The sequence below is a fragment of the Corynebacterium ulcerans genome (assembly GCF_000767685.1).
In the GTDB taxonomy this organism is placed as follows: Bacteria; Actinomycetota; Actinomycetes; order Mycobacteriales; family Mycobacteriaceae; genus Corynebacterium; species Corynebacterium ulcerans.
Window position 1 is genome coordinate 1,769,072 of the sequence record NZ_CP009622.1, and the last position, 25,660, is coordinate 1,794,731.

The 25,660-nt window shown below is 54.8% G+C and carries 22 protein-coding genes; 11 read left to right on the forward strand and 11 right to left on the reverse strand.

All coding sequences use genetic code 11. The features are described 5' to 3' along the window. Nucleotides 1-184 precede the first annotated feature (184 nt). The 4 genes from idi to CULFRC11_RS08025 form a co-directional block, all read right to left on the reverse strand. Nucleotides 185-739 carry an isopentenyl-diphosphate Delta-isomerase gene (gene idi / locus CULFRC11_RS08010; RefSeq protein WP_029974929.1) on the reverse strand — a complete coding sequence of 185 codons (555 nt, stop codon included), beginning with the start codon at nt 737-739 and terminating at the stop codon, nt 185-187. A gap of 33 nt (nt 740-772) precedes the next feature. After that, on the reverse strand, nt 773-2,323 hold the full coding sequence (locus tag CULFRC11_RS08015; protein ID WP_023636077.1) for a hypothetical protein: 1,551 nt from the start codon (nt 2,321-2,323) through the stop codon (nt 773-775). Then, nucleotides 2,323-2,994 (reverse strand): DUF3558 family protein, encoded by a 672-nt coding sequence (locus CULFRC11_RS08020; RefSeq protein ID WP_023636078.1) that lies wholly within the window; start codon nt 2,992-2,994, stop codon nt 2,323-2,325. Before CULFRC11_RS08020 ends, CULFRC11_RS08015 begins: the two co-directional genes overlap by 1 nt. A gap of 302 nt (nt 2,995-3,296) precedes the next feature. Next, nucleotides 3,297-3,803 carry a hypothetical protein gene (locus tag CULFRC11_RS08025; RefSeq protein ID WP_014526087.1) on the reverse strand — a complete coding sequence of 169 codons (507 nt, stop codon included), beginning with the start codon at nt 3,801-3,803 and terminating at the stop codon, nt 3,297-3,299. A 123-nt stretch (nt 3,804-3,926) separates the two neighbouring features. Between CULFRC11_RS08025 and CULFRC11_RS08030 the strand changes: the two genes are divergently transcribed. The 4 genes from CULFRC11_RS08030 (at nt 3,927) to CULFRC11_RS08045 (ending at nt 9,536) form a co-directional block, all read left to right on the forward strand. Continuing rightward, nucleotides 3,927-5,774 (forward strand): ABC transporter ATP-binding protein, encoded by a 1,848-nt coding sequence (locus tag CULFRC11_RS08030; protein ID WP_023636079.1) that lies wholly within the window; start codon nt 3,927-3,929, stop codon nt 5,772-5,774. A 135-nt stretch (nt 5,775-5,909) separates the two neighbouring features. Continuing rightward, complete coding sequence (gene brnQ, locus CULFRC11_RS08035; RefSeq protein WP_023636080.1) at nt 5,910-7,229, forward strand: branched-chain amino acid transport system II carrier protein; 1,320 nt, start codon at nt 5,910-5,912, stop codon at nt 7,227-7,229. A 7-nt stretch (nt 7,230-7,236) separates the two neighbouring features. Beyond that, nucleotides 7,237-8,223, forward strand: a complete 987-nt coding sequence (locus tag CULFRC11_RS08040; RefSeq protein WP_023636081.1) for an LLM class flavin-dependent oxidoreductase — start codon at nt 7,237-7,239, stop codon at nt 8,221-8,223. Nucleotides 8,224-8,348: 125 nt separating this feature from the next. Continuing rightward, on the forward strand, nt 8,349-9,536 hold the full coding sequence (locus tag CULFRC11_RS08045; RefSeq protein WP_031270470.1) for an HNH endonuclease signature motif containing protein: 1,188 nt from the start codon (nt 8,349-8,351) through the stop codon (nt 9,534-9,536). Here CULFRC11_RS08045 and CULFRC11_RS08050 read toward each other — a convergent pair. The 3 genes from CULFRC11_RS08050 to CULFRC11_RS08060 are packed head-to-tail and all read right to left on the reverse strand — an operon-like array spanning nt 9,517 to nt 12,879. Then, nucleotides 9,517-11,349, reverse strand: coding sequence for a BCCT family transporter (locus CULFRC11_RS08050; protein WP_038620709.1), 1,833 nt, complete (start codon nt 11,347-11,349; stop codon nt 9,517-9,519). The two genes, CULFRC11_RS08045 and CULFRC11_RS08050, sit on opposite strands and share 20 nt — an antisense overlap. A gap of 45 nt (nt 11,350-11,394) precedes the next feature. Then, nucleotides 11,395-11,943 carry a hypothetical protein gene (locus CULFRC11_RS08055; protein WP_023636083.1) on the reverse strand — a complete coding sequence of 183 codons (549 nt, stop codon included), beginning with the start codon at nt 11,941-11,943 and terminating at the stop codon, nt 11,395-11,397. Between the two features lie 15 nt (nt 11,944-11,958). Beyond that, a complete protein-coding gene (locus tag CULFRC11_RS08060) occupies nt 11,959-12,879 on the reverse strand; it encodes an AEC family transporter (protein WP_023636084.1) in 921 nt (306 codons plus the stop codon). Between the two features lie 89 nt (nt 12,880-12,968). On the opposite strand from CULFRC11_RS08060, the gene CULFRC11_RS08065 reads away from it, so the two are divergent. Genes CULFRC11_RS08065 through CULFRC11_RS08080 form a run of 4 tightly spaced genes read left to right on the forward strand, consistent with a single transcriptional unit; the run spans nt 12,969 to nt 17,746 of the window. Then, on the forward strand, nt 12,969-14,510 hold the full coding sequence (locus CULFRC11_RS08065; protein ID WP_031270471.1) for an ABC transporter substrate-binding protein: 1,542 nt from the start codon (nt 12,969-12,971) through the stop codon (nt 14,508-14,510). Continuing rightward, the gene (locus CULFRC11_RS08070; RefSeq protein WP_038620715.1) at nt 14,510-15,460 is read left to right on the forward strand and encodes an ABC transporter permease; all 951 of its coding nucleotides are present in this window, start codon (nt 14,510-14,512) and stop codon (nt 15,458-15,460) included. The genes CULFRC11_RS08065 and CULFRC11_RS08070 overlap by 1 nt, the downstream gene beginning before the upstream one ends. A gap of 4 nt (nt 15,461-15,464) precedes the next feature. Continuing rightward, on the forward strand, nt 15,465-16,316 hold the full coding sequence (locus tag CULFRC11_RS08075; RefSeq protein ID WP_023636086.1) for an ABC transporter permease: 852 nt from the start codon (nt 15,465-15,467) through the stop codon (nt 16,314-16,316). Next, nucleotides 16,313-17,746, forward strand: coding sequence for an ATP-binding cassette domain-containing protein (locus CULFRC11_RS08080; protein WP_023636087.1), 1,434 nt, complete (start codon nt 16,313-16,315; stop codon nt 17,744-17,746). The genes CULFRC11_RS08075 and CULFRC11_RS08080 overlap by 4 nt, the downstream gene beginning before the upstream one ends. Here the strand turns inward: CULFRC11_RS08080 and CULFRC11_RS11440 are convergent. Next, nucleotides 17,738-17,872: a hypothetical protein gene (locus tag CULFRC11_RS11440; protein ID WP_256219704.1), complete on the reverse strand. Its 135-nt coding sequence runs from the start codon at nt 17,870-17,872 to the stop codon at nt 17,738-17,740. The two genes, CULFRC11_RS08080 and CULFRC11_RS11440, sit on opposite strands and share 9 nt — an antisense overlap. 29 nt (nt 17,873-17,901) lie before the next feature. Next, nucleotides 17,902-19,173 carry an alpha/beta fold hydrolase gene (locus CULFRC11_RS08085; RefSeq protein WP_023636088.1) on the reverse strand — a complete coding sequence of 424 codons (1,272 nt, stop codon included), beginning with the start codon at nt 19,171-19,173 and terminating at the stop codon, nt 17,902-17,904. Between the two features lie 106 nt (nt 19,174-19,279). Here CULFRC11_RS08085 and CULFRC11_RS08090 point away from each other — a divergent pair, with 106 nt between their 5' ends. Further along, complete coding sequence (locus CULFRC11_RS08090; protein WP_023636089.1) at nt 19,280-19,978, forward strand: YggS family pyridoxal phosphate-dependent enzyme; 699 nt, start codon at nt 19,280-19,282, stop codon at nt 19,976-19,978. On the opposite strand, the gene CULFRC11_RS08095 is transcribed toward CULFRC11_RS08090, so the two are convergent. Then, nucleotides 19,975-21,297 carry a YeeE/YedE thiosulfate transporter family protein gene (locus CULFRC11_RS08095; RefSeq protein WP_023636090.1) on the reverse strand — a complete coding sequence of 441 codons (1,323 nt, stop codon included), beginning with the start codon at nt 21,295-21,297 and terminating at the stop codon, nt 19,975-19,977. The two genes, CULFRC11_RS08090 and CULFRC11_RS08095, sit on opposite strands and share 4 nt — an antisense overlap. Before the next feature lie 477 nt (nt 21,298-21,774). On the opposite strand from CULFRC11_RS08095, the gene CULFRC11_RS08100 reads away from it, so the two are divergent. Continuing rightward, nucleotides 21,775-23,172 carry an FtsX-like permease family protein gene (locus CULFRC11_RS08100; RefSeq protein ID WP_023636091.1) on the forward strand — a complete coding sequence of 466 codons (1,398 nt, stop codon included), beginning with the start codon at nt 21,775-21,777 and terminating at the stop codon, nt 23,170-23,172. Nucleotides 23,173-23,174: 2 nt separating this feature from the next. Continuing rightward, entirely contained in the window at nt 23,175-23,912 is a 738-nt protein-coding gene (locus CULFRC11_RS08105) for an ABC transporter ATP-binding protein (RefSeq protein WP_031270473.1), read from the forward strand. On the opposite strand, the gene CULFRC11_RS08110 is transcribed toward CULFRC11_RS08105, so the two are convergent. Beyond that, nucleotides 23,913-25,658 carry an ABC transporter permease subunit gene (locus tag CULFRC11_RS08110; protein WP_023636092.1) on the reverse strand — a complete coding sequence of 582 codons (1,746 nt, stop codon included), beginning with the start codon at nt 25,656-25,658 and terminating at the stop codon, nt 23,913-23,915. Between the last annotated feature and the right edge of the window lie 2 nt (nt 25,659-25,660).

Consider the following 25,660-nt stretch of genomic DNA (forward strand, 5'->3'; position numbering starts at 1 on the left):
ATCTCCACGGATCAGATAATCCTTCACTCGGCCTAGTTCGCATTCTGGGAGCTCCATCCCGTTTCAAATACTGACGGCGAAAGCAATCCGCTTACCGAGCCTTCAGTTCTGTTCTTGTTATAAAAGCGCATACAAAACGGCACCGCCCACCGTGGGGCAGGTGCCGTTGTAAAAAACTGACGAACTATGTGCCGATTAGTTTGTGCCGTAATTCTTCATGCTCAAGTTGTTCCACCATCCAGGGACTAAAGGCGAAAGGCGCGGCGTCCACGGCATTAAAAAGGTCTTCGGGTTTCATCCAAGCCAGTGAATCTATCTCGTCTGGTCTAGGTTGCAAAAGAAGAGGATCATCAATGTACGCGATAAAAACAGGGCAGATTTCCCACTCAACGGTTCCCTGAGAATCAATTGCTCGGTACCGAAAATCTGGCAAAACGCACTCCAAATTCTTTAGTTCCCCACGGGAGAGACCGATCTCGTGGGGAACCCTACGAATGGCGGCTTCAGCTGATGTTTCGTTGGGAAGTAAATGCCCGCAGGCTGAATTAGTCCACACGCCTGGCCACGTTTTTTTGCTCAACGCTCGCCGAGTCACCAAGATTTTTCCATCAGGGCCCAGGACGTAGCAGGAAAATGCCAGGTGAAGAGGCGTATCGTGGGTATGGACTGTAGATTTGGGAGCGGTGCCGGTCGGGTTACCTTGTGCGTCGACAAGCACGACGAGATCGACGTCGTTCATTCCTCCCACATTATCCGCTCCCGGGCCAAAATCTTATTGCCTCACCCAACTCCCGATGACTCCAGGGACTACGGCATCGCGTTCTCCTATAAGAGCGGCAATATTTTTGTCGGCTTCAACTGAACTCGTCACTGACTTAATTTTTCCGCGCTTATTGCCCTGCGACACACCAGTTGGCGTTGCCATCATTGGCATCATGCGGCCTCCTGCTTGGTTTTGACGGGTGACGCTGCCGGGAGATTCGCCGTGCATTGCATGTCCAGCCCACTGATGTCTGGTTCCAGTCTGGCGTAAAGAGTCTCCAGTGTGATGGATGCCATGGGGAATGTGGTTCTTTCCTCCCACAGAAAAACGCGGTGTACCCGACGTCCCACTCTTATGCGCGTTCATACCGGCAAGTGGCAAACCTAACGCGTTCATTCCATTGTTTGTAGTCGCACCCCCGACCGCATGCGGGATGGTGTGCGCAGCACCAAATCGAGGTGCCTCGTGGGGAAAACCTGTCGCATGCGCCATGTGTGTTCCCACGCTGTCTGCCCCTACTTTTTCTAACTGGCGCTGAGCGCCATACACAGATTCAAACGACGGCGATGCAAAATGCGTACTTTGCGTATCGACGCGACCTCCCGCATTAATTCCTGTCGCGCCAAGTCCAGCTGTAGAGGCTCTCCCGTTACCTGCAATATCATCCATCCCGATTTCAGTTCCGCCTCCACCACCTGCAGTAGAGGTGTTCACATTCATCAAGTTGCGAATGTCGGGCACCGAACGATCGACGATACGCTGAAGTTTCTGTTGGAAATGTAAAAGAGCTGCTCTTTCCGACGCCACTCTCGCAGCAGGATCTGTTATGGCCTTGATACCTGAATTCGCTGTTGCAGCTTCCAGCCACAGCATTGTTTTAATACCAATAAGCTTAGAAACTTCCCCCGCCATGACTTTCGCGTTGCCAGAGAAAATCTCGCTGGTCTGAGCTACCTCGTTGATCCGCTCGACAGCCCGGTCAACCACTTCGCCCTTATTACCTCCAGACAAATCTGTTGCCACCTTACGAAGACGCATCGCAACTTCTAAAGCCAGTCGAGACATATCTGACCAGCTTTGCATCCCGAAAAACACTTCTTGTTCTTGGGTAGCGGCTAGTCCCTGGACAAGAGCGTCCATTGTCGCTGGTTGTACGACTATCGGATGCGAAAAAGAGAAATCTTCATAAGATGTCTCTGGTCTCGTGGGGAAACGGACTGTCTCACCACCTACAGAACCACCTTCATCTGCAATATCTATTCCTCGACGAGCATGATCTTCCTGCCCAGTCAATGCCCCATGGCTTGCGCGGAGCGCATCGTGTAGCCAGCCGATCTGCTGCGTCATCGATTGCAACACTGTGGACGCCGACCCGACTCCCCCTTTAAGCACGATCCCATGATTTGCTCCGATCTGATCAAGCCCGATGAGCGGAGAATATGCACCAGAAATATTGGCTTTTGCTATCTCATTTTGTATTTGTTTGGCCGATTTTCTAATTTCATCGAGCTCTTTTATCGATTTTTCTAAATACTCATTACTGATTCTGAGTTCCAGCATCACAGCCCCCTTGTGATTTCGTTTAATATTTCCATCGCGCTACCACATGCACGATCTTGATCGGTATCGTTTTCATCGCCCAAACGATAAAACACCCAAATCCTTCCCCTTTTTGTAGGGACATATGCTGTACATTCTGTTCCCAGTCCTAAAGAAGGATCTCTATTCTTTGTAAAATAGACGCCTTTAGGAACCTCCATATTTCCTTTGTAGAAGAGAAGTTCTTCTCGTTGAATCGTTTCTTCATACGAAACAATCATCGAGCCAACCATTGCCAAATCATCAGTTGCATCCGGCCTTTCGACAAAGAAATGGCAATGTGCCCGATTCATACCAGAGTGCCCAAAAACCCCATCGCCGGTCGGCCGAATCCCTGCCCGCTCATAAGTTTCCACCGGTACATCCGTACACGGGTCAAAAAATGAGAAATTGGGATCTGCTGGATTCGGTTCCATGACTTCAGGAAAATCCGGATGTGCGTTTTCCGTTGTTGGATTGGTGTGAAGCGCCGCTACAGATTCTTTAACGGTATTCCGTGCGCAAGCGGTGAACATGAGTGCGCAGATAATCATGAACGTTAGTAGCAATAAACTTCGACGCATGAGAGAGTACGACTGCTGCGAATCAGTCCCAAGGTTTAGCCAGTGCATGAGAAAACCCCCTATGCCCATGTCGGACTCCCCCTTCGCGCTGTCACCCTGAGGTCCTCCAACTCAGAGTGAGGGCGCTGTCCGGAGGCGGTCACCACGGTGTAACTTGTGCGTCCGCCGGCCACCGGCCTCCTTGTGGAAACCCGCAACAGCCGTACTCAGATTATTTAGACTACAGAAGGACCCCAATCGGTTCCGCTATTTGAATAATTAACCTTTAGGCATCTAAAAAACACAGCTAAAAGGCATATTTTCCCGTTCCCTACAAAAAATACACTCCACCCAAACGGGGGAGTGTAGACCAAGATAAATATAATATATTGCTAAATACTATTGAGATTTCCTTCAAAAATTGCGTTGCCGATCTGGAAGGTGGCGTCGTAAAGCGTGCCATAGGACGTATTGAATGCGTACTGCAGATTGGTCGACGCACCAGCACCCAGCGGCAAATCCAGCCCCACCGTGCCGGCGTCCACTTGCGACATATCCGCCCCGCTCACACGCAAGGTAGGAGCAGGGAATGCATCTTTGGGCAGTGCAAGATCATTAAGGTTAGTAACCTTCACATAGATCACCGAACCCGACCCCTGGCTATTAGCGCTGGTACCAAGGATTTCCCACTTCACATTCAGGCCCGGATCAGTCTCGGGAGCATTGATATGATCAACCTTGATTGGCGCAACTTGCTTGGGCTGGAATTGAACGGGTGTCGTCGTCGTTGGAGTAACCGAGACGTTCGTTGATACGTCATCACCACCACAAGCGCTTAAAGTTAGCGTTGCGACGCCCACCATGGCACCAGCAACAAGCTGAGATCGGGAAATACGCATCAAATATCCTCACGCTTACGACGAATAACGAACAACTTCCCACAATTTTAACAACGGAGACGATATGAGAGCATTAATCGTCCCCCAACCAGCCATTTTATTCAGAGAGCAGTCACCCTACCCGTGCGATCCATTCTTAGAATCCTCCGCAGCGCTTCCGTCCTTTGGCCCTTTTACCTGGGGGTTATCCTCTCCGCAGTATTTGTTGCCATACTCGCGCTAGCCACCCCCTTCATCATCAAAGACGCCACCGACACTATCGTTTCTGCTGTAAACGGCGAGATGAGCGTCGAAAAAGCTACTCCGCACGTCATTTGGCTTGCCATTGCATTACTCGTCACACAACTCGCGAACACTGCGTTTACAAATGTCGGAGGCTATATCGGCGACGTGATGGCAGCACGGCTGCGGCAAATCTTGTCCACGCGCTATTTTGCCAAGCTCCTAGGCATGCCCCAGCGCTATTTTGACGACCAAGTCACCGGCACAATAATCGCGCGCCTCGACCGCTCCATCACATCAATCACCCAAGCGCTGCAAGCAATGTCCAACAACTTCTTCCCCATGATCATCACCGTGGTGGCAGTGCTGGGCATTTCTGCAAGCTACTACTGGCCACTGGCAGTCCTTCTAGCCATCATCATCCCCGTCTACATGTGGCTGACATCATTGACCAGTAAAAAATGGCAAGTTATCGAGGGACAAAAGAATGAACAAGTCGATCTCGCAGGCGGACGCTTCGCCGAAGTCGTAAGCCAAGTCAAAGTAGTCAAAAGCTTTGTCGCTGAGGTTCGCGAGCTCAAAGGTTTTAGCCACAAATACGCCAAAACCGTTGAGTTCACTCGCAAGCAATCAACCTTCTGGCACTTCATGGACGCCCTCCGCAGCGGCGCAATGAACGTTATTTTCTTCGGAATTTACCTCGTTCTCTTCTACAGAACTCTCCACGGACACTTCTCCCTCGGCGATATGGTTTTGCTCATCCAACTCGTCAACATGGCCCGTATACCCATGACAATGATGAGCTGGGTCGTAGACACAACACAGCGCGCCATCGCCGGTTCTAAAGATTACTTCGAGGTCATGGAAAAGGACCTCGAAGCGACCGTCAATCCCGACATCGCAGCTGCCACAACAGCTTCCGACGAACCGGTCCTTCATGACAACACCATCCCGCCGCTTTCCCCACGGGGAGAGCAACCGGTGGTTAAGTTCTCAAATGTGTCCTTCTCCTACAACGAAGGTGAACAGGTCCTCAACGCCGTGTCCTTTGCGGCCGATCAAGGACAGCGCATTGCCCTCGTGGGGGAATCGGGCGGCGGTAAATCGACAATCGTTAACTTGCTACTCGGCCTTTACCAGCCAAGTGCAGGCCATTTATCGGTATGCGGTGAAGACGTCTCCGAGCTATCTTCAGAGCAACTACGAGCGTCGGTGGGCGTGGTATTCCAAGAATCAAGTCTCTTCTCCGGGACAATTAGAGAAAATATTGCGTATTCCCGTCCCGATGCGACGTTGGAGGAAGTGGTGGACGTCGCAAAGCGTGCAAATGCGCATGACTTTATTAGCTCATTTCCCCACGGGTACGACACACTGATCGGCGAGCGCGGACTGCGCCTCTCCGGCGGCCAAAAGCAAAGAATCGCAGTCGCCCGCGCAATGCTCAAAGACGCTCCCGTACTAGTTCTCGACGAAGCCACCTCCGCGCTGGATACAAAGTCAGAGATCGCGGTTCAGGCAGGACTTGAACAGCTCATGGTGGGACGCACCACGATCATCATTGCCCACAGGCTCTCCACGATTGCGGATGTGGACACTATCATCACGCTTCGCGACGGCACTGTCGACGAAATCGGCTCCCCCGCAGAGCTGGCGCATTCCGGCGGCATTTACGCTGAGCTGCTCGCGTTAACTTCCGATGCTAGTGAAGCAAACAAGGAGAAACTGAAGAAATTCGGGTTCCAGGCGTAATACCGCGAAGCAAAACTTTACAAAATAGTGACTTACATCTCATATTACCTCTTTTTTGGTACTAGGATTCCACTATGTGGGAAAAGAGGTTGTAGGGTATGGATCATCCATTAGATAAGAAGGATGATCCACATCATGACGCTCCCCACGAAGGAAAGTAAGCTCACCACCGGCGCTATCGTCGCGACTGCGCTCATGCTCTTCTCGATGTTCTTCGGCGCTGGAAATCTCATTTTCCCGCCGGTCCTCGGCACGAGCTCTGGCGAAAATTTCACGCCGGCAATCATTGGTTTTCTTCTCGGAGGCGTAGCGCTACCCGCCGTCACTATCATTGCGATGACAATGTCGGGAAGCGACATCCGGGATCTTGGCATTCGTGCCGGAAACTGGTTCAATATCGCGTTTGCCGTCATCGTGTACCTCTCCATCGGTGCTTTCTACGCAATACCGCGTACGAGCGCTGTGAGCTACTCGATGATCGTCCAGCCCGTACTTGAGCAAGATTCCACTCTCGCTTCCGTGGGGTTCAACGCATTATTCTTCGCCGTGGCGTTACTCCTGGCACTTAACCCCACGGGGATCGTAGACAAACTCGGTAAATTCCTCACCCCCGCGCTCCTGGTCTTGCTGGCTGTGCTGGTAGTGCTAGCCATCATCAATCTGCGTAGCGACGTCCCCCCCGCCACCGAAAAATACGCCACCGCGCCGCTGACCACCGGCCTCCTCGAGGGCTACATGACGATGGACTCACTCGCCGCGCTTGCATTCGGCATCCTCGTTATTTCTTCGCTCAAATATAAGAGCGGCCACGAAGGCAAAGCGCTCGTCAAGCCGGCCATCATTGCCTCCCTGATAGCATCTGCGCTGCTCGCGATCATCTACCTCGGACTCGGCTACGTGGGGCGCATCATGCCCGATGGCCAAAGCTACCAAGATGGTGCATCTCTGCTCTCTGGTGCAGCACGACTCACCATGGGAACTCCCGGCCAGGTCGTCTTCGGACTCATCGTCCTGCTTGCCTGCATGACCACAGCAGTAGGCCTGCTAGCAGCCACAAGCGAATTCTTTAACCGTCTGCTCCCAGGCATCTCGTACAAAGCATGGCTGGTGATCTTCTCACTGATTTCCTTCTTCGTGGGCAGCATGGGACTCTCTAAAGTTCTGAGTATCGCAGCCCCTCTCATCACCTTCATCTACCCGGTGGCGATTACCTTGGTAGCACTCACCATCCTCGAACTCTCCGTGGGGAAACTGAAACTTCTGTGGGGTTTCAGGCTCCCCGTCTGGGCAGTCACCATCTGGTCGGCGCTTACCACCATCGGCGCTCAAGGCATCACCGCAGCAGAAAGCCTCGTCAGCTGGGCCCCGCTTCACGACGTCAGCCTCGCCTGGCTACTCCCCGCCTTCACGTTCTTCGCAATCGGCGGAATAATCGACTACACACGAAGAAGCTAATTCCCACATGAAAACCCCAGTCCCGCTCTCAATCCTTGACTTCGCCACAATCCCCCGTGGGGAAACAGCACGAGAAAGTTTCACCAGATCAGTACAACTGGCCCGTGCCGCAGAGCGACTGGGGTTTTCGCGCATTTGGTACGCCGAACACCACAATGTGCCGACGATCGCTTCGTCGGCACCTGCGATCCTTATCGCCCACGTCGCCAACCACACCGATCACATTCGACTCGGCGCTGGCGGCATTATGCTGCCTAACCATTCGCCCTATGTTGTGGCCGAGCAATTTGGCACCCTCGCTGAGCTCCACCCCGGGCGCATAGATTTAGGCCTTGGACGCGCCCCAGGAACAGATCAAAACACAGTTGGCAAAGCCCTTAGACGCTCACCTCACGCCGCAAACTCATTTCCCCACGATGTGGCCGAGCTTCAGGGTTATCTCTCAGACCAATCTCCGATCCCCGGCATTCGTGCAATCCCTGGCGCCGGAACGCAAGTACCTCTCTATATTTTAGGTTCGTCATTATTTGGTGCCCGCCTTGCCGCAGAAATGGGTCTTCCATATGCCTTTGCGTCTCATTTCGCTCCCAAGTATCTTGATGAGGCAATTCGCACCTACCGTGGGGAATTTCGCCCTTCAGTGCATCTAGATAAACCGTATGTAATCGCTGGGGTAAACGTCACGTGGGCAGAAACTATGCAAAAAGCCCACGAAGAGTTTGATGAGGTCTTCCGCAGCACCCTTCGCTCAATCTCACCCCGTGGGGAATCTCTTAGCGATTCTCAACTGGACGCATTAGCCAACACTCACGCCGGAGATAACGTCCGCGAAATGCTGCGTTTCAGCGCTATCGGCACGACCCAAACAGTGACGGATTATTTGCAGCAATTTGTTGCACGTGCAAATGCCGATGAGCTGATGCTCTTATTCCGCACTTCTTCGTGGGACAACCAGCTACGAGCTGTGGAAGAGCTCGGTAACACATGGACTTAGCGAGGTAAATATCCTGGCCCACGCCTGTGGATAACTCCGGTTACTTCCCTCTCGAAAAACAAGTTATCCACAGCACTATCACTCGTCCCTGGATTTTGTCACCTCCACCTTTTAGTTTCCAAGACATGAACGTCAAGGAATGCCTCGAGTTTTTAGCCGCAAACGGAGTTGCATTAGCTGAATATATCTTTTCGGTCTCCCAAAAACCTCGGGCAAAGGTGGAGCTTTCTGCGCTTTTTGGCATTGATCCCACGACTATGGGCAGATACATCAAAACTGCAAAAGCTCTGTTTGGCCCCACGAAAGACAATGCTATGCGAGAAGAAGCCCTGGCTATTGCTCGACAAGGAAATCTAGGGCTAGACACAATCGCACTGATCAACACAAAAGTCTCGCGCCTACGCGACCCTGATAGCCAAGAAGCGTTTCGAGTTGAGCTCCTATTATTCGCGTGCAAACACCCGTTTACAGTCCTGAAGCAGCACGCCGACATTCGCCTCCAGGAAGAAAACAGCGCTTCTGCTTCGCATTCCCACGCGTTGCGCTACGCACGTTTCTCTCATGCCCCAGACGCCAACAATATGCGGTATTTATTCTTATCCCTCCCTGAAGAACTCATGACCGCAATCGAATCCCGCATGGTTGACTACGCACGCCGTTTTAAAAGCGCAACCGTATCAAGCCAACAAACACTCGCTGATGCTATCACTGGCACTTTGCTTCACGACGACTCCCGCTCCCCCGACGGCAACGCTCTTCGCGAAGGCCTTATCCTCTTGCCTGCGGACGGTTGGAAAAATAATGGCGGCAGTGAACTAGTCACCACTGACGGGGCCACAATCAAAGCCGCCGAACTTGCTAATCATCTTCTCGCTGATTTTGGCTATGCCGTGCTGTACGACGAAAACGCCGAACCTGTTGACCTCTTTCGAACCCAACGCTTAGCAAACACAAAACAACGCATCATTCTTACCGCCGACCAGCTTCTTTGCACTGATCCTTCCTGCAGTCGTGCAGCTTTTCGAGCACAATGCCATCACATTGACGCATGGAAACACGGAGGAAACACAAACCTAGAAAATTTAGCCATGGTATGTGGTTCTCATAATGCTCAAAACGACGACGATCACATCCTCGGCAAGCATCGCAATGGACACTACACAAAATGCCCCACGACCGGGCGTGTTGGCTGGCAACCACCCGATCCCGAGGCACCCCTACAATTTAATCAACATCCTTTAGCCAACAAATCAGCCAGGATGTGGGCACTCCGCCACTTCTACCGTGGGGAAATTACTCCCAATTCTCCTTAGGCTGGGGCCGAGAATGCTCCACGATTTTAACTCCTGCAGCATCTTCTTGATCATCGACCACATCACCGGTAATCCCGAGATCTCCTTCGATGACTACGCTTCCTGGAATAACAATGTTCCCGTCCTCATCGTGTGCCAATGAAACAACAGGCAGCTCATTGCCGTCTTCATCGTATCCCGGAGCAGGCATAGCCTCATGTGCTTCTAGCTTCTCCGCAGTATCTGTCTTCCGCCACTGACGAGTTTGAATTCTTCGCTCCGCAGCTGAATCGTCCATCATCCCTTTCATCAGCGAGTACATCATGATGAACTGCGTAATAAAAAACGGGAATGCAACAATAATTACGACTTCTTGGAGCGTCGCGATGCCTGAAGAAGGAGAAACAATCAACAACGCTCCTGCAACAGCACCAATAGCTACTACCCACAGGATTCGATAACCTACGGGCGATACTTCTTCTTCCCCAGTAGAAAACATGTCGTTCACCATGCCGGCTGAGTCAATAGACGTAATAAAGAAAATCACCACGATTACAAGAGCCAACGTCGAGACAGCGCCTGTCCAAGGATATTCTTGGAAAAACCCAAACAGAGCAAAGGGAACATTCCCCTCGTGAACGACGGGGCCAGACAACTTTCCTGGCTCATTTAACTCAATTTCTATTCCTGCACGTCCGAAAACTGCGAACCAGATCACAGAGAAAATGGCAGGTAAAGCCAACACACCACCAATGTACTCACGGACGGTTCGCCCACGGGAGATACGTGCCACGAACATCCCCACGTAGGGAGACCAACAGATCGTCCATGCCCAATAGAACACGGTCCATTTTCCCTGCCACCCTGGATTATCCCCGTATGAGTCAGCCCAGAACATCATCTCGGGAAGCGCTTTAGCGTAAATTCCGAATGACTCAGTGGCAAAGCGCAGTAACGTCAACGTCGGGCCAGAAACCAAGACGAAAAGCATCAGCAGCACGGCGAGTGCAATGTTGACATTCGATAGAATTTTGATGCCCTTCTCCAGCCCAGAGGCAACGGACACGCATGCAATTGCCGTGATAACTAAAATGATGAGCAACTGCGCCCAGCTTACTTCTGGCAACCCCCACAAACGTTGGAGTCCAGAGTTGATTTGCAGTACGCCTAAACCAACAGAGACTGCGATGCCGAAGGTCGTTGCGATGATGGAGAGGGCGTCGATAAGCTTTCCGGGGATGTCATAGATACGTGAGCCCAGAATCGGCGCGAATACAGAACTCACCCGTGGGGGAAGCTTGCGCTTGTAAATGAAATAACCGAGTGCAAGTCCAGGCAAAGCAAAAATAGCCCACATATGAATACCGAAATGGTAGAAAGTGAAAGCAAACGCTTCAGTTATCGCTTTCTCCGATAGCGGCTCTGCATCCTGCCGTGGGACGTTAACTGCGTGGTTCAGCGGCTCAGCCACGCCCCAGAACATTAGTACCGCACCTACTCCACCTGCGAAAAGCATGCAAAACCAGGCAATAAGGCCATGCTCGGGTTCATCGTTGTCATCGCCAAGGCGCAACCGACCAAACCGTGAGATGAACACTCCAACCAAGAAAAGGAAAATAAAGCTCACACCACCGATGTAAAGCCATCCCGTTCCGGTAAGGAGTCCTTGGGCCACTCGGGTAAAGGAGTCTCGCGCAGCGCTTCCTAGGGCGATCGTCCCGATGACGAACACCGTGACAAAACCTAGTGATACGAGAAAGATAAAGGGATCGGTCTTAAGTCCTAAAAAGGGCTTTCTTTGCGGTATTGGCTCCGAAGAAATCGGGGAATTCATGAGACAAACATTTCCGGTAGTCCTACAGGTACCGGTCACACGTTACTAATTTCGTGGGGGATTTCGAACTTCATTTCCCCACGGGGGAAGCAGGCCGACTTTATCAACCACAACCCCATCATTCCTCTGCCCCAGTACATCAGCTATTTCGTAGGGCCGCGGCGTCGCTCCTGCGGGAAATTCGACTGTGTAGAGTTTTTCGCTTCTTCTTTGTTGGATGGCATTGGTCGGCAGCATCGTAAGAAAGCTAGTTTTTGCGTCACTCCAGATCCGGATATGGGCAAGATCCTCGATGGGAAAGGTCGCCCCGGAATGGGTTACGTGCACTTTGTCGCCGATCGTGAGAATAGGGCGACGTCGTCGGGCAAAGAAGGCCCCGAGCGAAGCCAGAGCGCTGATAATCCCCACGGCAGGCGCAACGGCAGAGGCGGCGTAGAGCATTCGCATGGTTCCTGTTGCGTTGTGATGCGCGACGAGGAGCACGCCAAGAAGGCTCGTCATGAGAATCACAAAAAGCACGCACGTGATCGTGGCCTTTGATTGGGCCAAAGCGCGGTAGGAAGTTCTCACTGTTATCGCCATCAAGCACATCATAGTTTCTTCACAGGTTTATCCCAACAAATACATGATTGCGATGAGCACCGGCAAAGAGACGAGAGTGCTTATAACGCCGCTGTTTCTGGCCAAGCTTTCCGACGTTCCATGCCTCAACGCATACGCATACACATTTTGTGCGGTAGGCAGCGCACCCAGGAACGTCGCGACAAGCAAGGCCCGGCCCGTCAGCCCCATCGCCGAAGCAATTCCCCACGCCAATGTGGGGTGCGCAAAGTTCTTAAGCCCGCAAGCCATGATGGTGTCAATCACCTTTGTTTCCCCACGGGGGAAGGTGGTGGCTAGAGACATCCCAAAGAGGATTAAGGCCAGCGGCACGGAGGATTCGCCAAGCAGATGGATTGGTTCGGCAAGGACTGCGGGCACGTGCAGTCCGGCGGCTGCAATCGTTAGGCCGGTTATTGATGCAAGGAACATTGTGTTGCGCAGCGGGGTCCGCACGAGGTTGCCCAGGAGGTTAGTGTCTTTTTTGTTGTGGAGAAAGTCTAGCCAGGTCATGGCTAGCGGCGCGTAGAAAGCAATTTGGAAGAGCATGAGCGGGATGACGAGGGTGGCGTCGTCAAGCACATAGGTGGCGATGGGGATTCCAAGGTTGCCGCCATTTGCATAGCTTGCTGCCAGTGCCCCGATTATGGCGTCGTCGATACGGCGGCGTAGGAGCATAGTGCTGATGCCAAAGGAGAGAAATGCGATGCCCGTAGCGCTGATGCACACGACTATAAAATTGGTCGACACAATCGCAGAGAGCTCGGAGTGCACGATTTTGTCGAACAATAGCGCCGGAGTGGCCACAACATAGACAAAATTTCCTAGCGAAGCAGCGGCGTCTTTGCCTAATACGTTTTTCTTGCCAAGGACAGCGCCTAAGCCGATCACAAGGAAAATCACAAAGAACCCACGGAAAATGCTCTCCATAACTGAGATTGTGCTCCACTTTCCCCACGGGAGGCACCCCCGCTAAAAACAAGTTTGCCCTCATGCATTCACGGGTTAGTCTGCTTGTCATGTTCTCTTTCCCCCGGCGCGCGGTCGCAATGATGACTTTGGCGATCTTTGGTTTGAGTGCGTGCTCTGCTGGTTCGACGGCGTCGCAAAATTCGTTGGTGCATGAGTCCAATGATCACAGTGTGACTCTTGGGCTGACGGCTCCCCCCAGCTCCCTCGATTTCACGACCACCTCTGGCGCTGCCATTCCGCAGGCACTGATGGGCAATGTGTATGAGGGACTGGTTCGGGTTAATCAAAATGGTGAGGTGGAGCCATTGCTTGCGTCATCATGGGAGGTGTCGGAGGACGGCACGCAGTATGTGTTTCACCTTCGCGAGGGCGTTCGCTTCTCCAACGGCGACGCTTTCACAGCGGACACTGCAAAGTTTTCCATCGATCGGGTGCTTTCCGACGCCTGGACTAATGGTCTGAAAGCCCAAATGTCCAAGGTGACCAATACCCGGGTTATCGACACCCACACCCTCGAAGTCACGCTCGCGCATCGCTCAAACACCTGGTTGTGGTCGATGGGCACGTTGATTGGTGCGATGATGTCGCCACGGGGGGTGTCGGACTTGGCCACTAAGCCGGTGGGCACCGGGCCTTATGAGGTGGATAACTGGGCGGTGGGGACGTCGCTATCTTTTACCTCCCGTGGGGAATATTGGGGCGAATCTCCCAAGAATAAGCGGGCTGTGTTGCGCTATTTCGCGGATGCGATTTCTCTGACTAATGCTGTGCGCTCCGGAGACGTTGACGCTGTTATCGGTTTGCAGTCTCCTGAGCTCTTGGAGTCCATACAGCGCGATGGTGACCTCAATATCAACGTGGGCACGACCAACGGTGAGGTGCTGCTCACGATGAATCATGCGCGGGCGCCGTTCAATGATCTTCGCGTCCGGCAGGCGGTGATGTTTGGCGTCGATAGGCAGGCAATCATTGATACCACGTGGGAGGGCTACGGGATCGACACCGGGGGCGCGCCGGTGCCGCCGACGGATCCGTGGTATCAGAAGGCGGAGCAGTATCCGTTTGATCCTGACCGCGCGCGTCAGTTGATGGATGAGGCCGGGGCGACGGGGACCAAAATAACTATTTCGGTGCCGTCGTTGCCCTATGCTGCCACGGCTTCTGAGATTTTGTACTCGCAGCTTCGAGACATCGGCTTCGATGTGAGCATCGAGTCCACCGAATTTCCGTCCGTGTGGTTGGCCAAAGTTTATAAGGGCCATGACTACGACATGTCGGTGATTGCCCACACCGAGGCCCGCGATATTCCCAATATTTTTGCTAACCCAAAGTATTACCTGGGTTACGACGACAAAAAAGTCCAAGAACTCATCGCCCAAGCGGACACCGTGGATGAAGCCGACTATGTCCCCACGATGAAAAAAGCGGTCACGCGGATACTTGATCAGGCCGCGGCCGATAACTTGTTCAATCTGCCCAACATTGTGGTGACGGCAAAGAATGTCAGCGGAGTTCCCGTCAACGCTGTTGGCGACGGCCTCTTGTTGGCTGCTATCGCAAAAGAGGAACCAAGGAAGGTAACGCACTAGTGGTTGCGGCGAAACTTGCACGAGGTGCGGCTAAATACGCGCTTACGTTGTTTATTGCCAGCGTGGTCATTTTTGTCGCGCTTCGGATTGTTCCAGGGAACCCGGCAGAGGTGGCGCTCGGTGTAACTGCGACGCCGGAGGCCGTCGCAAAGCTAAGTGCGACGATGGGGATCGATAAGCCGCTGTGGGAGCAGTATGTGTCGTGGATCGGTGGCCTCCTCCGTGGGGAATTTGGGACTTCGTTGACCAGCTCGACGGATATTTCGCCCATCGTCGCAGATCGGCTTCAGGTCAGTCTGATTCTCGTTGTTTTATCGATGCTGTTCGCCCTTATGCTTGCTGTCCCGCTGGGCTTGTGGGCGGCCAGGCGTTCAGGGCATATCGACGGCATCCTTATCTCCGCGCTCAGCCAGGTCGGGATTGCAGTCCCGAGTTTCCTTGCTGCGATACTCTTTATTTCTTTTTTTGCGGTTCGCTTGCGCTGGTTGCCCACCAACGGTTGGTCGGTGCCCAATGAGGATTTCAGCGGTTTTCTGGTGCGCCTTGTGCTGCCGGTGGTGTCTCTTGGGATTGTTCAGGCTGCGATTATGACTCGATATGTGCGGGCGGCCGTCATGGATGTGATGCGCGAAGATTTCATGCGCACCGCACGAGCCATTGGGTTGAGCTCATGGCAGGCATTGCGCAGTCACGGATTACGCAATGCGGCCCTGCCAGTTCTGACGGTGACGGGCTTGCAGCTCACTTCCCTATTGGTGGGCGCGGTTGTTATTGAACGGGTTTTTGTTATTCCGGGCCTGGGCAGCCTGCTGCTCACCGCTGTAACAAACCGCGATTTGCCCACGGTGCAGACGATCGTGATGATCCTCGTTGTCCTTGCCATCGTGGTCAACGCCATCGTGGATATGGCTTATGTTGTGGTGGACCCGCGCACTCGAAGGGAGGCCTAGGTTCATGCGTAGTAGTCGTTTTTCGCTCGGCGGCAAGATCGGGCTGGGGATCGTTATCGTCGTTGCTGTTCTTGCGTTGGTTTCCTTAGTGTGGACGCCTTATGATCCGCTCCGGGTTATGCCGGGGTCGCGGTTGGAGGGGCCGTCGATAAGCCATGTTTTGGGCACGGATCGCTATGGCAGGGATGTGTTGTCGCAGGTGATGGTGGGATCTCGTATCACGCTCCTCGTGGGGATTGTCGCGGTGTCTGTGGCAGCCCTCGTGGGGGTGCCGCTCGGTGTGTGGGCAGGTATGAGGCGCGGCTGGATAGATTCGGTGATCATGCGCGGCGCAGATCTGCTGCTTGCGTTTCCGGGTCTGCTTCTGGCGATTGTGGCCACCGCGATGTTTTCGGCCACCACGTTGACCGCGATGATGGCTATTGGAGTGGCCAATATTCCGGCTTTTGCTCGTGTGGCGCGCGCGGCGACGATGCAGGTGATGGCGCAGGATTATGTTGCTGCAGCCCGCGACGCCTCCCGTGGGGAATTGAGTATTGCAGTGCGCCACGTGATCCCCAACATTTTGAGTGTGGTGGTAGTGCAGGCATCGGTGGCTTTTGCCCTTGCCATTCTTGCCGAAGCCGGCCTGAGCTTCCTAGGCCTTGGCACTCCGCCGCCGGATCCCAGCTGGGGCCGGATGCTGCAATCTGCGCAATCGTCGCTGGCCACCGCGCCGCTGCTGGCAGTGTGGCCGGGGCTGGCTATCGCGCTGACCGTTTTGGGCTTTAATTTGCTTGGCGACGGCCTCCGCGATCTCACCGACCCCCGTTCCACGCGCCGTACCGCAGGTTTTTCTAAGGAGTCTTCATCATGACGCTTCTCCAAGTCCGCAATCTCACTGCTGCGGGAATCCTGAAGGATGTGGCTCTGGCCGTCGACCGTGGCGAACGCGTCGGGTTGATTGGGGAATCCGGCTCCGGCAAAACGATGACTGCCCTGTCCATCATGCGGCTCATCAACGCGTCAGGTTCCATTCAACTCGATGGACAAGAGCTCACAACGCTATCGGAGAAAGCGATGTGCCGTATCCGAGGTCGCAAAATTGCCATGGTGTTCCAGGAACCCATGACGGCTCTCGACCCGCTCATGCGAGTGGATAAGCAGATCGCTCAGGTGCTCAAAGTTCATTCCGTTTCCCCACGGGGGAAGGTTGCGGAGCTGTTGTCGAGCGTGGAACTCGACCCTGCACTCGGCAAGCGTTTTCCCCACGAGCTCTCGGGCGGGCAGCGCCAGCGTGTATTGATCGCCATGGCCCTGGCCCACGATCCCGACGTATTGATGTGCGATGAGCCAACAACTGCGTTAGACGTGACTTCTCAAAAGGCGATCGTCGACCTAATCTTGCGCCTGGTCGCCGAGCGCGGAACTGGCCTGCTCTTTATCACTCATGATCTGGGGCTGGTGGCCACCACGTGCCAACGCATTCTGGTGATGCAAGGCGGCGCGGTCATCGAGGAAGGAACCGTAGAGCAGGTCCTCCACTCCCCTGCGCACTCTTATACGCGCATGCTTATCGACGCCTCCCAACTTCCTCCCGCCCGCCCCGCCATGATTACTGATGAGTCCATGGTGCGGGCGCGGGGCGTCGAGAAGCATTATCGCCGCTACAAAGCGGTCGATGGCATCGATCTCCACGTCTCCCGTGGGGAAAGAGTCGGCATCGTGGGCGGCTCGGGCTCGGGGAAGACGACCCTGTTGAAGATGATCGCGGGACTCATACGCCCCACGTCAGGCAGCATCTCTGTCTCCGGCACCAAAAAGATGGTCTTTCAAGACCCCATGCGGTCTCTGGATCCTCGCATGACCATCCGCGAGATCGTCGCCGAGCCGCTCCCGCGTGCCAGCGACGAGCGCATCGTTGAGGTTTTAGAAGAAGTCGGCCTCAGTGGGGAGATTCTCGACCGTTTTCCCCACGAGTTCTCGGGCGGGCAGCGCCAGCGTATTTCTATAGCTCGCGCGCTGATTGCGTCGCCGGATATTCTGCTTGCCGACGAACCCGTCTCAGCCCTCGACGTCTCAGTAAGAAAGAAGGTCCTCGCCCTCATAGACCGGCTGGTTCACGAGCGCCATCTCACCCTCTTGTTTGTCTCCCACGACCTCAACGTGATCCGCTCCGTGTGCTCCTCTGTGGTGGTGATGCACGAAGGTCGTATCGTGGAGGCCGGCCCTGTGGATGAAGTGTTTGCCAACCCCAAGGCCGAATACACCAAGCAACTCTTGGCGGCGATCCCCCACTTAGGATGACGTTATATACAGCAACACACTGGGATCAAGAATGTGTTCCTCAGAATAGTTAAGCCCTCCTACCACGTGGGCCAGCTGATCAAACGCCTCGACTTCGTGGGCGGAAAGAACAACGGGATTATTCATGAGAATGAGTGTAAACCACGTGGCTCACATTAGTGATCCGCAACCTTGCTTTTGAGAAGCGCCAGGATTTCCTCGCCGGCCCAGTGGATGCCGTCGTGCTGATACTGGTTGGTGATGTGGAGGCGGGCGTCGCAAAGCTTATCCGCGGTGTGCAACGAATACTCATAGGGCACAAACGCATCATCGACGTACACGCACGCGGCTGCGACGGGACTCTGCGCTAGCGCTTCCGGGCGATACGGTGACGCATCCCACCGACGCATGGCCAAGTCCTGCGCAGCCTGAGCAAACGGAACCAGGGCCGGATCCTCCTCAAAATGCCACGGATAAATGTGCTCGCCTGTGAGATAAAACTTCTCATTGGACCGTGGATCAGCATCCTGCGCAAACCCCTCTATTTCCCCACGGAGGCGGTGGGCGGACCACGCCGTCTGCGGCCCACCAATCCCACCATAAATTGACTCGTGGATCGCGGCGTAGAGCGGGGCGCTCGCAAAACTGACCTGCGCACCAATTTCTGCCAGGACATCAGTTCTGAGTTTCTTCTCCCCGGATCTCTGAAATGGGCTTTCAAGGAGATACGCCAAAGAATAGAATCCTGCCGACCTGCCGAGAGTAATGCCAATGGTGCGGAATCTTCTTGAGCTAAGCCGCTCCCCCGTGGGGAGTTTCTCGTCGGAGTTATCAAGGTGATGGCAGATTTCCCTGATGCGCGCTTCGGCCCACGGGAATTGGCTATAGAATTCCTCGCTGCGGCGGGCGATGGCTGCGTAAGTGGCGCGATACACATCGTCCACGTGGGCTTCAAGGGCTGGAAGACCACCGGTGATATAGGATTCGGCAACCGATTCTGGGTAAAGGGAAAGATAAGAAGTAATGCAGAATCCGCCGAAGCTTTGCCCGTACAGAGTCCATTCGGAGATTCCTAAAGCTTTACGCAATGCCTCGGCGTCATGAACGATGAATTCTTGGCGCAAAAGGTGCAGTTTGTCTGCGTCCGTTCCGAGGGTGTCGCAATCGATACGATGCGAACGACCGGTTCCGCGCTGATCTAAAAGAACCACACGATGAGTCTTCAGTGCTTCCTTGATCACGCCACTGATAGAAATCGGGCGTGGAGCCGGAAAACCAGGCCCTCCTTGGAGGTACAAAAAGGCCGGATAGTGTTCTCCCCCAGCGGGCACCAACTCGCGAGCAAAAAGCTCAAACGTTCCCAGTTCCGGGTTCTGCGGATCCCAGGGGACCTCCAGGGTGTGTTCATGAACTGTGCATCCAAGGTAACGGGTCTTCATGGCACCCATCGTATTCGCAGCCCGCGCATTTCTCGCCGTGCATCTATAAACCGCATGAACCGCATGGCGCGCACCTGTGCACCAAGATCCCTTTTCCCCACGATAGGATTGGGGCATGGAAAACGTGGAAGCTCTCCGCCTCGCCCACGAGGCCGTCCTGGAAAGAATCGCCAGTTCTGCCGAGCGCGCCGGACGCGACGCCGCAGAGGTCCGTCTTATCGCGGTGACCAAGACTCACCCGGTGGAGACCGTACGAGATGCAGTGGCTGCCGGGATGACGGTGCTGGGAGAAAATAGGCCGCAGGAGCTTTCGGCTAAGGCCAGCGAGGTGTCGGGAGTGACGTGGTGCGCGATTGGCCGGCTGCAGCGTAATAAGGCCAAGGAGGTGGCGGCGTGGGCGCAGGAGTTCCATGCGTTGGATTCGATACGCCTGGCCGAGGCATTGCAGCGAAGGCTAGAGGCCGCAGATCGCAGGCTAGAAGTATTTGTGCAGGTCAATACCTCCGGGGAGGTACAGAAAGGCGGCATTGCTCCGGCCGGTGCTGCAGAGTTTTTAGGGCAACTAGCTGACTATGACCGCCTCCACGTACGCGGGCTGATGACGATGGCTCAGAATTCCCCCGAGGAAGCCATTGTGAGGTCGTCGTTTGTGCAGCTGCGTGAGCTTCGCGATACCCTCCAGCCGGACTTTCCCACCGCAACCGAATTGTCGATGGGCATGTCCGGCGACTTTGAATGGGCAATCGAGGAGGGCGCAACGAGCGTGCGGGTAGGCAGCGCACTGTTTGGCCCCCGTGGGGAATATCTGGGTTAGGTGCGCAGGAGGGCGCCGTGTTTCACCACGGTGATCTGCCATCCGGCGCTGCCGACCTCATGGAAATCGGTGACGGCGTGACCGTCGTCGGCGGCCCAGCGTGGAATGGTTTCGGTGGCTTGGGTGCAGTCGAAGTCAATGACGAGCGCTTCCCCGTCGCTGAGCTGGTTGATGGCGGTTTTTGCGTCGATAAGCGGGAACGGGCACACCGCGCCCAGCGTGTCTATCACGTATGTGCCCGGTGCGACTGCGCGCAATCCTTGCTTATCGACGCCCACCTTCACCCCCGTCGGCGCCACCTCAAAGGTGCTGTTCACACGAGTTTTCTGCGTAGGCTTGAGCCATATCTTCGCAGCAGCGGCAACACCTAGCCCGATAAACAGCAACGCTACCCACCCCTGGTAGCTAAACAGACTGGTCTGTACCATACCATTACCCACGGTGCACCCGCCGGCAAGCGCCGCCCCTATACCCATGAGCGTGCCGCCTGCGATCGAGCGTATCGAGGTCGTCGCATCCGGCACCCGCACTCGAAACTCACCCGTGGCCTTTGCTGAGGCAAACGACCCTACGAGGATTCCCACAACAAGCAGCGTCCCCCAATTCAGGAATTTTGCGTCGCCCGTGGTGAGCCAGCTGGTCAAGTGCGCTGTTGGGGTGGTGATGCCTAGGCCGTCGTTACGCCCGGTAGCGGCCGACAGTGGCCATGCAATCACTCCGAGAATCCCCACGAGGAGACCAGCTGTGTTCAGGCTCAGCGGGCGCTTCCATCCAGTGCGCCCAAGTGTGGCCACACTCGCTCCGTCTTTGCTGCGGTAATACCACACCGAATATGCCGTAAGCAGCGAAAGCCCAATCGCAAACCACCACGGGGAGAGCCCAAACGTATTAGGGATGGTGGTTGCGTTAATGGTAAATCCCTTGAGCCAGGTCGCTCCCCCGTGGAGAATTCCGGTCTTCATCGCAGCAGCCGATATGCCGTAGAAGAGCAGCGCAAACCAGGATCCGACCAATCCTTCTCCTGAGCGATACCACGTCCCGGAGGCGCAACCACCGGCCAACACGATGCCGATACCGAAAATAAAGCCACCTATAACAACGGCAAGAGGCGCGAACGCATCCACAGGGGTGGTGATAACACCGAGCGTGCGTAGCGCCGATAACCCCACTGCATGCACGGAAATCACAATAAGAAGCGCCACAAAGCCACGCCACGTTTTTAAAAGATAAATATCTCTGAGCATTCCAGTGACACAGAAGCGACCACGCTGCAAAACAACGCCGAGCACTGCGCCAAGGAGAAGACCTGTTGCAATCATGAGGGGATATTCCTTTGGTCTGGGTTGTGTACCCCACACACGGTAGACATATCCGTCTAGAACTACAAGGATTTTAAAGACAATTCTGTCTATTTTGAATAAATAGGGGTTTGCTGCGGTTTTTTAAAATTCAGCTTTACCCCCGTGGGGAAACTGCGCAGCGTTCTCCTCCCCTTTGCCAAGTTTTCAGCCTCTTCCCCTCGCCTGTTTGTCGTTTTTGAGAACGCTAGCGTGTGCAGACCCCACAAAATCCCAGGACACAATTTTTAGTGTTCTCAAAAGCGACAATGTTGCCCCCCCCCGATTCAACCACTCCCTCGTATCTTCCTTTATCCTCTTAGATATATACCCTTAACTTATGGGCCGCTGAAATTTCTCTAATGTATTTTGGTAGTCCTATTTTTAGGAATCTTCAGATGTATCCCCTCCCTCCACAGCCCTTAAAGTTGATCAATTGCCAAAGCAGGATGGAATTACATGCTCGGGAAACTCATTGTTCGTTCTGTAGTTCGATCTTCGACCACCTGGATTGCTTTATTTATCTCTTCCATCGCTTTGTCCGTTGTCCTTTCTCTCAATATCGGACTTGTTGCAGCTGGGGCGGCAGCCGAGGGTAATGCACAGCAAGCATTTATAGCTATGGGCGGTGTAGCGCTTGGTTTTACTGCTCTTACCGGTTTTGCGTCCTTTGTTCTGGTGGTCGGTATTTGCATCAGATTGCAGCAACGGCACGTCGCGCTTTGGCAGATCGTAGGAGTTATGCCAAAGGCCGCTTTTAGCATTTTGCTCCTGGAGATCCTCTTAGTGAGCGTGTTATCAGCGGTGATCGGAGCCCTCGTAGCTATCGCTGTATGGCCTGTCTACGCCGCTTTCGTGGCTTCTAGCGGTCTTCCGCAGAGCGATGTCCTTACTACCCCGCTCCCTCTGATTGCCCTTGTCATAGGGGTCTCGCTTACCGCGACAGTAAGTGTGGTCACAGGTATCCGCAGTGCGCTTAAGGTTGTCCAGTCCAACCTTGTTCAAGCCTTCTCATCTTCAGCCGCGTTTCCCCACGGGGAAACAAAGTCTCGCGTTCGACGCATCATCGCAGCGTTGACAGGAGCCATCCTGCTACTCGGGGTGCTAAGCCTCTATGTAGCTTTGTCTCGCGCGCCGGAACCAGATTCGGCTCAATCCGTAGGGAATTTCCTTACGTCGTACCCGGGCATGGGACTTTTGCTTTGCTTTGTTTTCGCAATGCTAGGCGGAGCTGTCATTCCTCCGGTGATCTCACTGCTTCGACTCATTCCAATGAATTCCAATGCATGGTTTTTGGCCACACGGGAAGCCTCCGCTCGCCCACGACTCACGCGTTCTTTGGTCATGCCGGTCAGCTTGGCTGCCGCTGCGGTTGGTGTGATAACCATGTGGGTAGGAAAACTCACAGCGGTCTTCACACAAGGTTATGGTGCTGGAGATTCGGTGTCTGCGCCTCCTGAGCAGATGGCGCTTCTTTTGGGTGGTCCAATTGTGGTTGCGTGTGTCTCTGCAGCAGCGGTTGTCTTTGCAACGTATAACCAGCGTTCCGAGGACAACGCTCTGTTGTTGGTCTCTGGGGCAACTCCACCGATGATGTATTCCAAAGCGATAACGGAATCCGTCGTGTACGGCATAACTGCGCTAGTGTGCGCTTGCATCATTGTTGCGGTCAACGAAGTTGCTATGGTCTTTGCTCTTAAAAGCGGCCCCGTCCCGGTCGCTTCCTTCACTGCTCCGGGTTGGCAACCAGTGGCTGTGATTGTGCTTGGGATTGTGTTGGTGCTCATTATGCTGCTGGTCATCGCGGCCAGGGGTGCACGCAAGAATTCAGTATCTATCGTCATAGGGAGTAAGTAATCGTGAATAGGCCCCTTCTCGTTACGACAGGCGTCAAGAAGCATTTCGGTTCAGGCTCGCAGCGTATCGACGTCCTACGCGGCGTCGATGTAGACGCCTACCCTGGCGAGTTCGTCGCAATCGTCGGTAAGTCCGGCTCCGGAAAATCGACACTGTTGTACTGCCTCTGCGGTCTGCACCAAGCTGACGAAGGTCACATACGCCTCGGCGAGCATGACATCACTGGTGCTTCCCGGGCACAGCTGGCCAGTATTCGGCGCGCTACGATGAGCTTTATTTTCCAAGACCTCAATCTGATTAGTGCGCTCAACGTCTCAGATAACGTACGGCTTCCCTCGCAACTGGCAGGGAAAAGGGTGAGCAAAAAGGAGGTAGATAACGTATTGGAGCAAGTGGGGCTGCCAGGCGTCGGCAAGAAGCACCCTCACCAGCTTTCTGGCGGGCAGCGCCAGCGTGTTGCCATCGCGAGATCCTTGCTGCGTCGTCCGCCTCTACTCTTTGCCGATGAGCCCACAGGTTCTCTCGACGTAACTTCAAGTTCCACCGTGATGGACCTGCTCCGCGGGGTCACGTCGGCAGGCACATCTTTAGTCATGGTCACCCATGATCTCGACATTGCGGCTTCCGCCGATCGCGTCATCGTCCTGGAAAACGGGCACAACAGTGCCGTCCTCAACGCGCCCTCTTCTGCCGAGCTTTTTGCGCGCATTCATGGGCAGACAGCAGATAAAGGCGTGTGATCACCGCTTCCGCTCAAAAGTATCGGTTGCCACAGCCGCCACAACTCCCAAGCACACGAGGCCTACCATCGGCCCCAACGCCATCCACGGGGCTCGTTCTAGATAACGCGTAGATTCTTCCAGGATCACACCCCAGTCAGGGCTTCCGACGCTGGCCCCCACGCCTAAGTATCCCAACGCCGCCAGCGAGATCGCATTGTGAGCGATTCTCCCCACGGAGTGGCGGATTACTGCCGGCGCAGTCCACGGCACAACATGGTGACGCAGCAGATGCCATCGGGTGGCTCCCATCGTCGCCGCGAAACGATAATGCCCGCTGGCTTTGGCCTCTTGCACCACCGCTGCACAATGAGAGGCCAACGGAATCCATCCAACGGCTAGCACTGCGACTGCAGCCGTGGTGGTGGAAGACCCCAGGACACCAGCCAGAATGAGGCCGAGGAGGACGGCGGGAAAAGCGTTGAGAGCATCGGCGATGTGCAGCACCCACGACCCCAAATGGCCAGCGATCAGCCCGATGAGTGCACAGGCGGCGGTCACTGCGATGGCGACTCCTACGGAATAGGCAAAGCCGTCGGCAAGCCTGGCCCAGATGTCGCGGCCGAGCTGATCCGCTCCCAACGGATGGCCAAGGGAATACCCGGCAAAACGGTCGTCGGTGTTAATCGCACCGCTGCGCACAACGCCCACGCCCACTGCGATAAGCGGAAGCAACGCCACAGCAAGGCTGATGCGATCGAACACCGTGCTGGTTCCTGCACTCACGCCGGTGCTTAACGACACCCCAGCCACGTCGCTTTCCAGACGTCGCAAGATGAAGCGACGCAGCCCATTCGCCACGATGCCGCTCACTGCACCGACAACAAGCACCACAAACACCGCAGCTTGCAGCACAGGAAGATCGGAATTTAGTGCGGACTCCACCACGGTGCGACCAAAGCCAGGAATGTTAAAGGTGACCTCGACGGCCGCGGTGCTGGCAAGAGTGCCGGCGAAGAAAAGAGTGAGCAAAGGAATCGTGGGTACCAATGAACGCCACAGTAGCTGGCGGACAATACGAGAAGGCGCCACGCCATTAATTCGCCAGGACTCCACCCACGTTTCTCGCATCGCAGAATCAGCTGAAATCAATAGGACCCGCCCATAGACACCGCCAGCGCATACTCCCAGGGCTAACGACGGCAACACCATATGTGCCGGCGACGACCATCCGCCCACGGGTAGCACGTGCAGAGTCAAGGCAAAAAACCACAACACGATCACAGCGACAACAAAGTCTGGAAGCGCCGCCAGCGCTGCCAACATCTGAGGCGCTGCCACCCCAGCGCTTTTACCGCGAGCGGCCCCGGCCAGGCGCGGCCCCACGATCATGAGGGCCACCACCAAACACAGCATCGTGGAGACAAAAGTGAGGGTGGCTGTAATTCCTAATCCGTGGGTGGCCTGCTGCCATGCGTCCTGTGCAGGGTTGGTCCACGAAACCCCAAATTCCCCACGGGAGAGACCGGCAAACCACCGCGACACCGATTCCCACGGAGTCTGCGGAAGATCGAATTCATCCCGAATTGCTTGCAGCAACTCGGGAGTTGCCTCGCGTTCGCGTTCGCGGGCTCGGAGGACGGCAAAGGCCGGCTCGCGCCCTGTGAACCACGGCAATAAAGCTGTGGCTACGAGGGCTAGCAGATATGTTGTTACGGCAATGCCCACCGTGGTGAGCGTGCGTGTGCGAAGGCGAGTCGATCTCATAT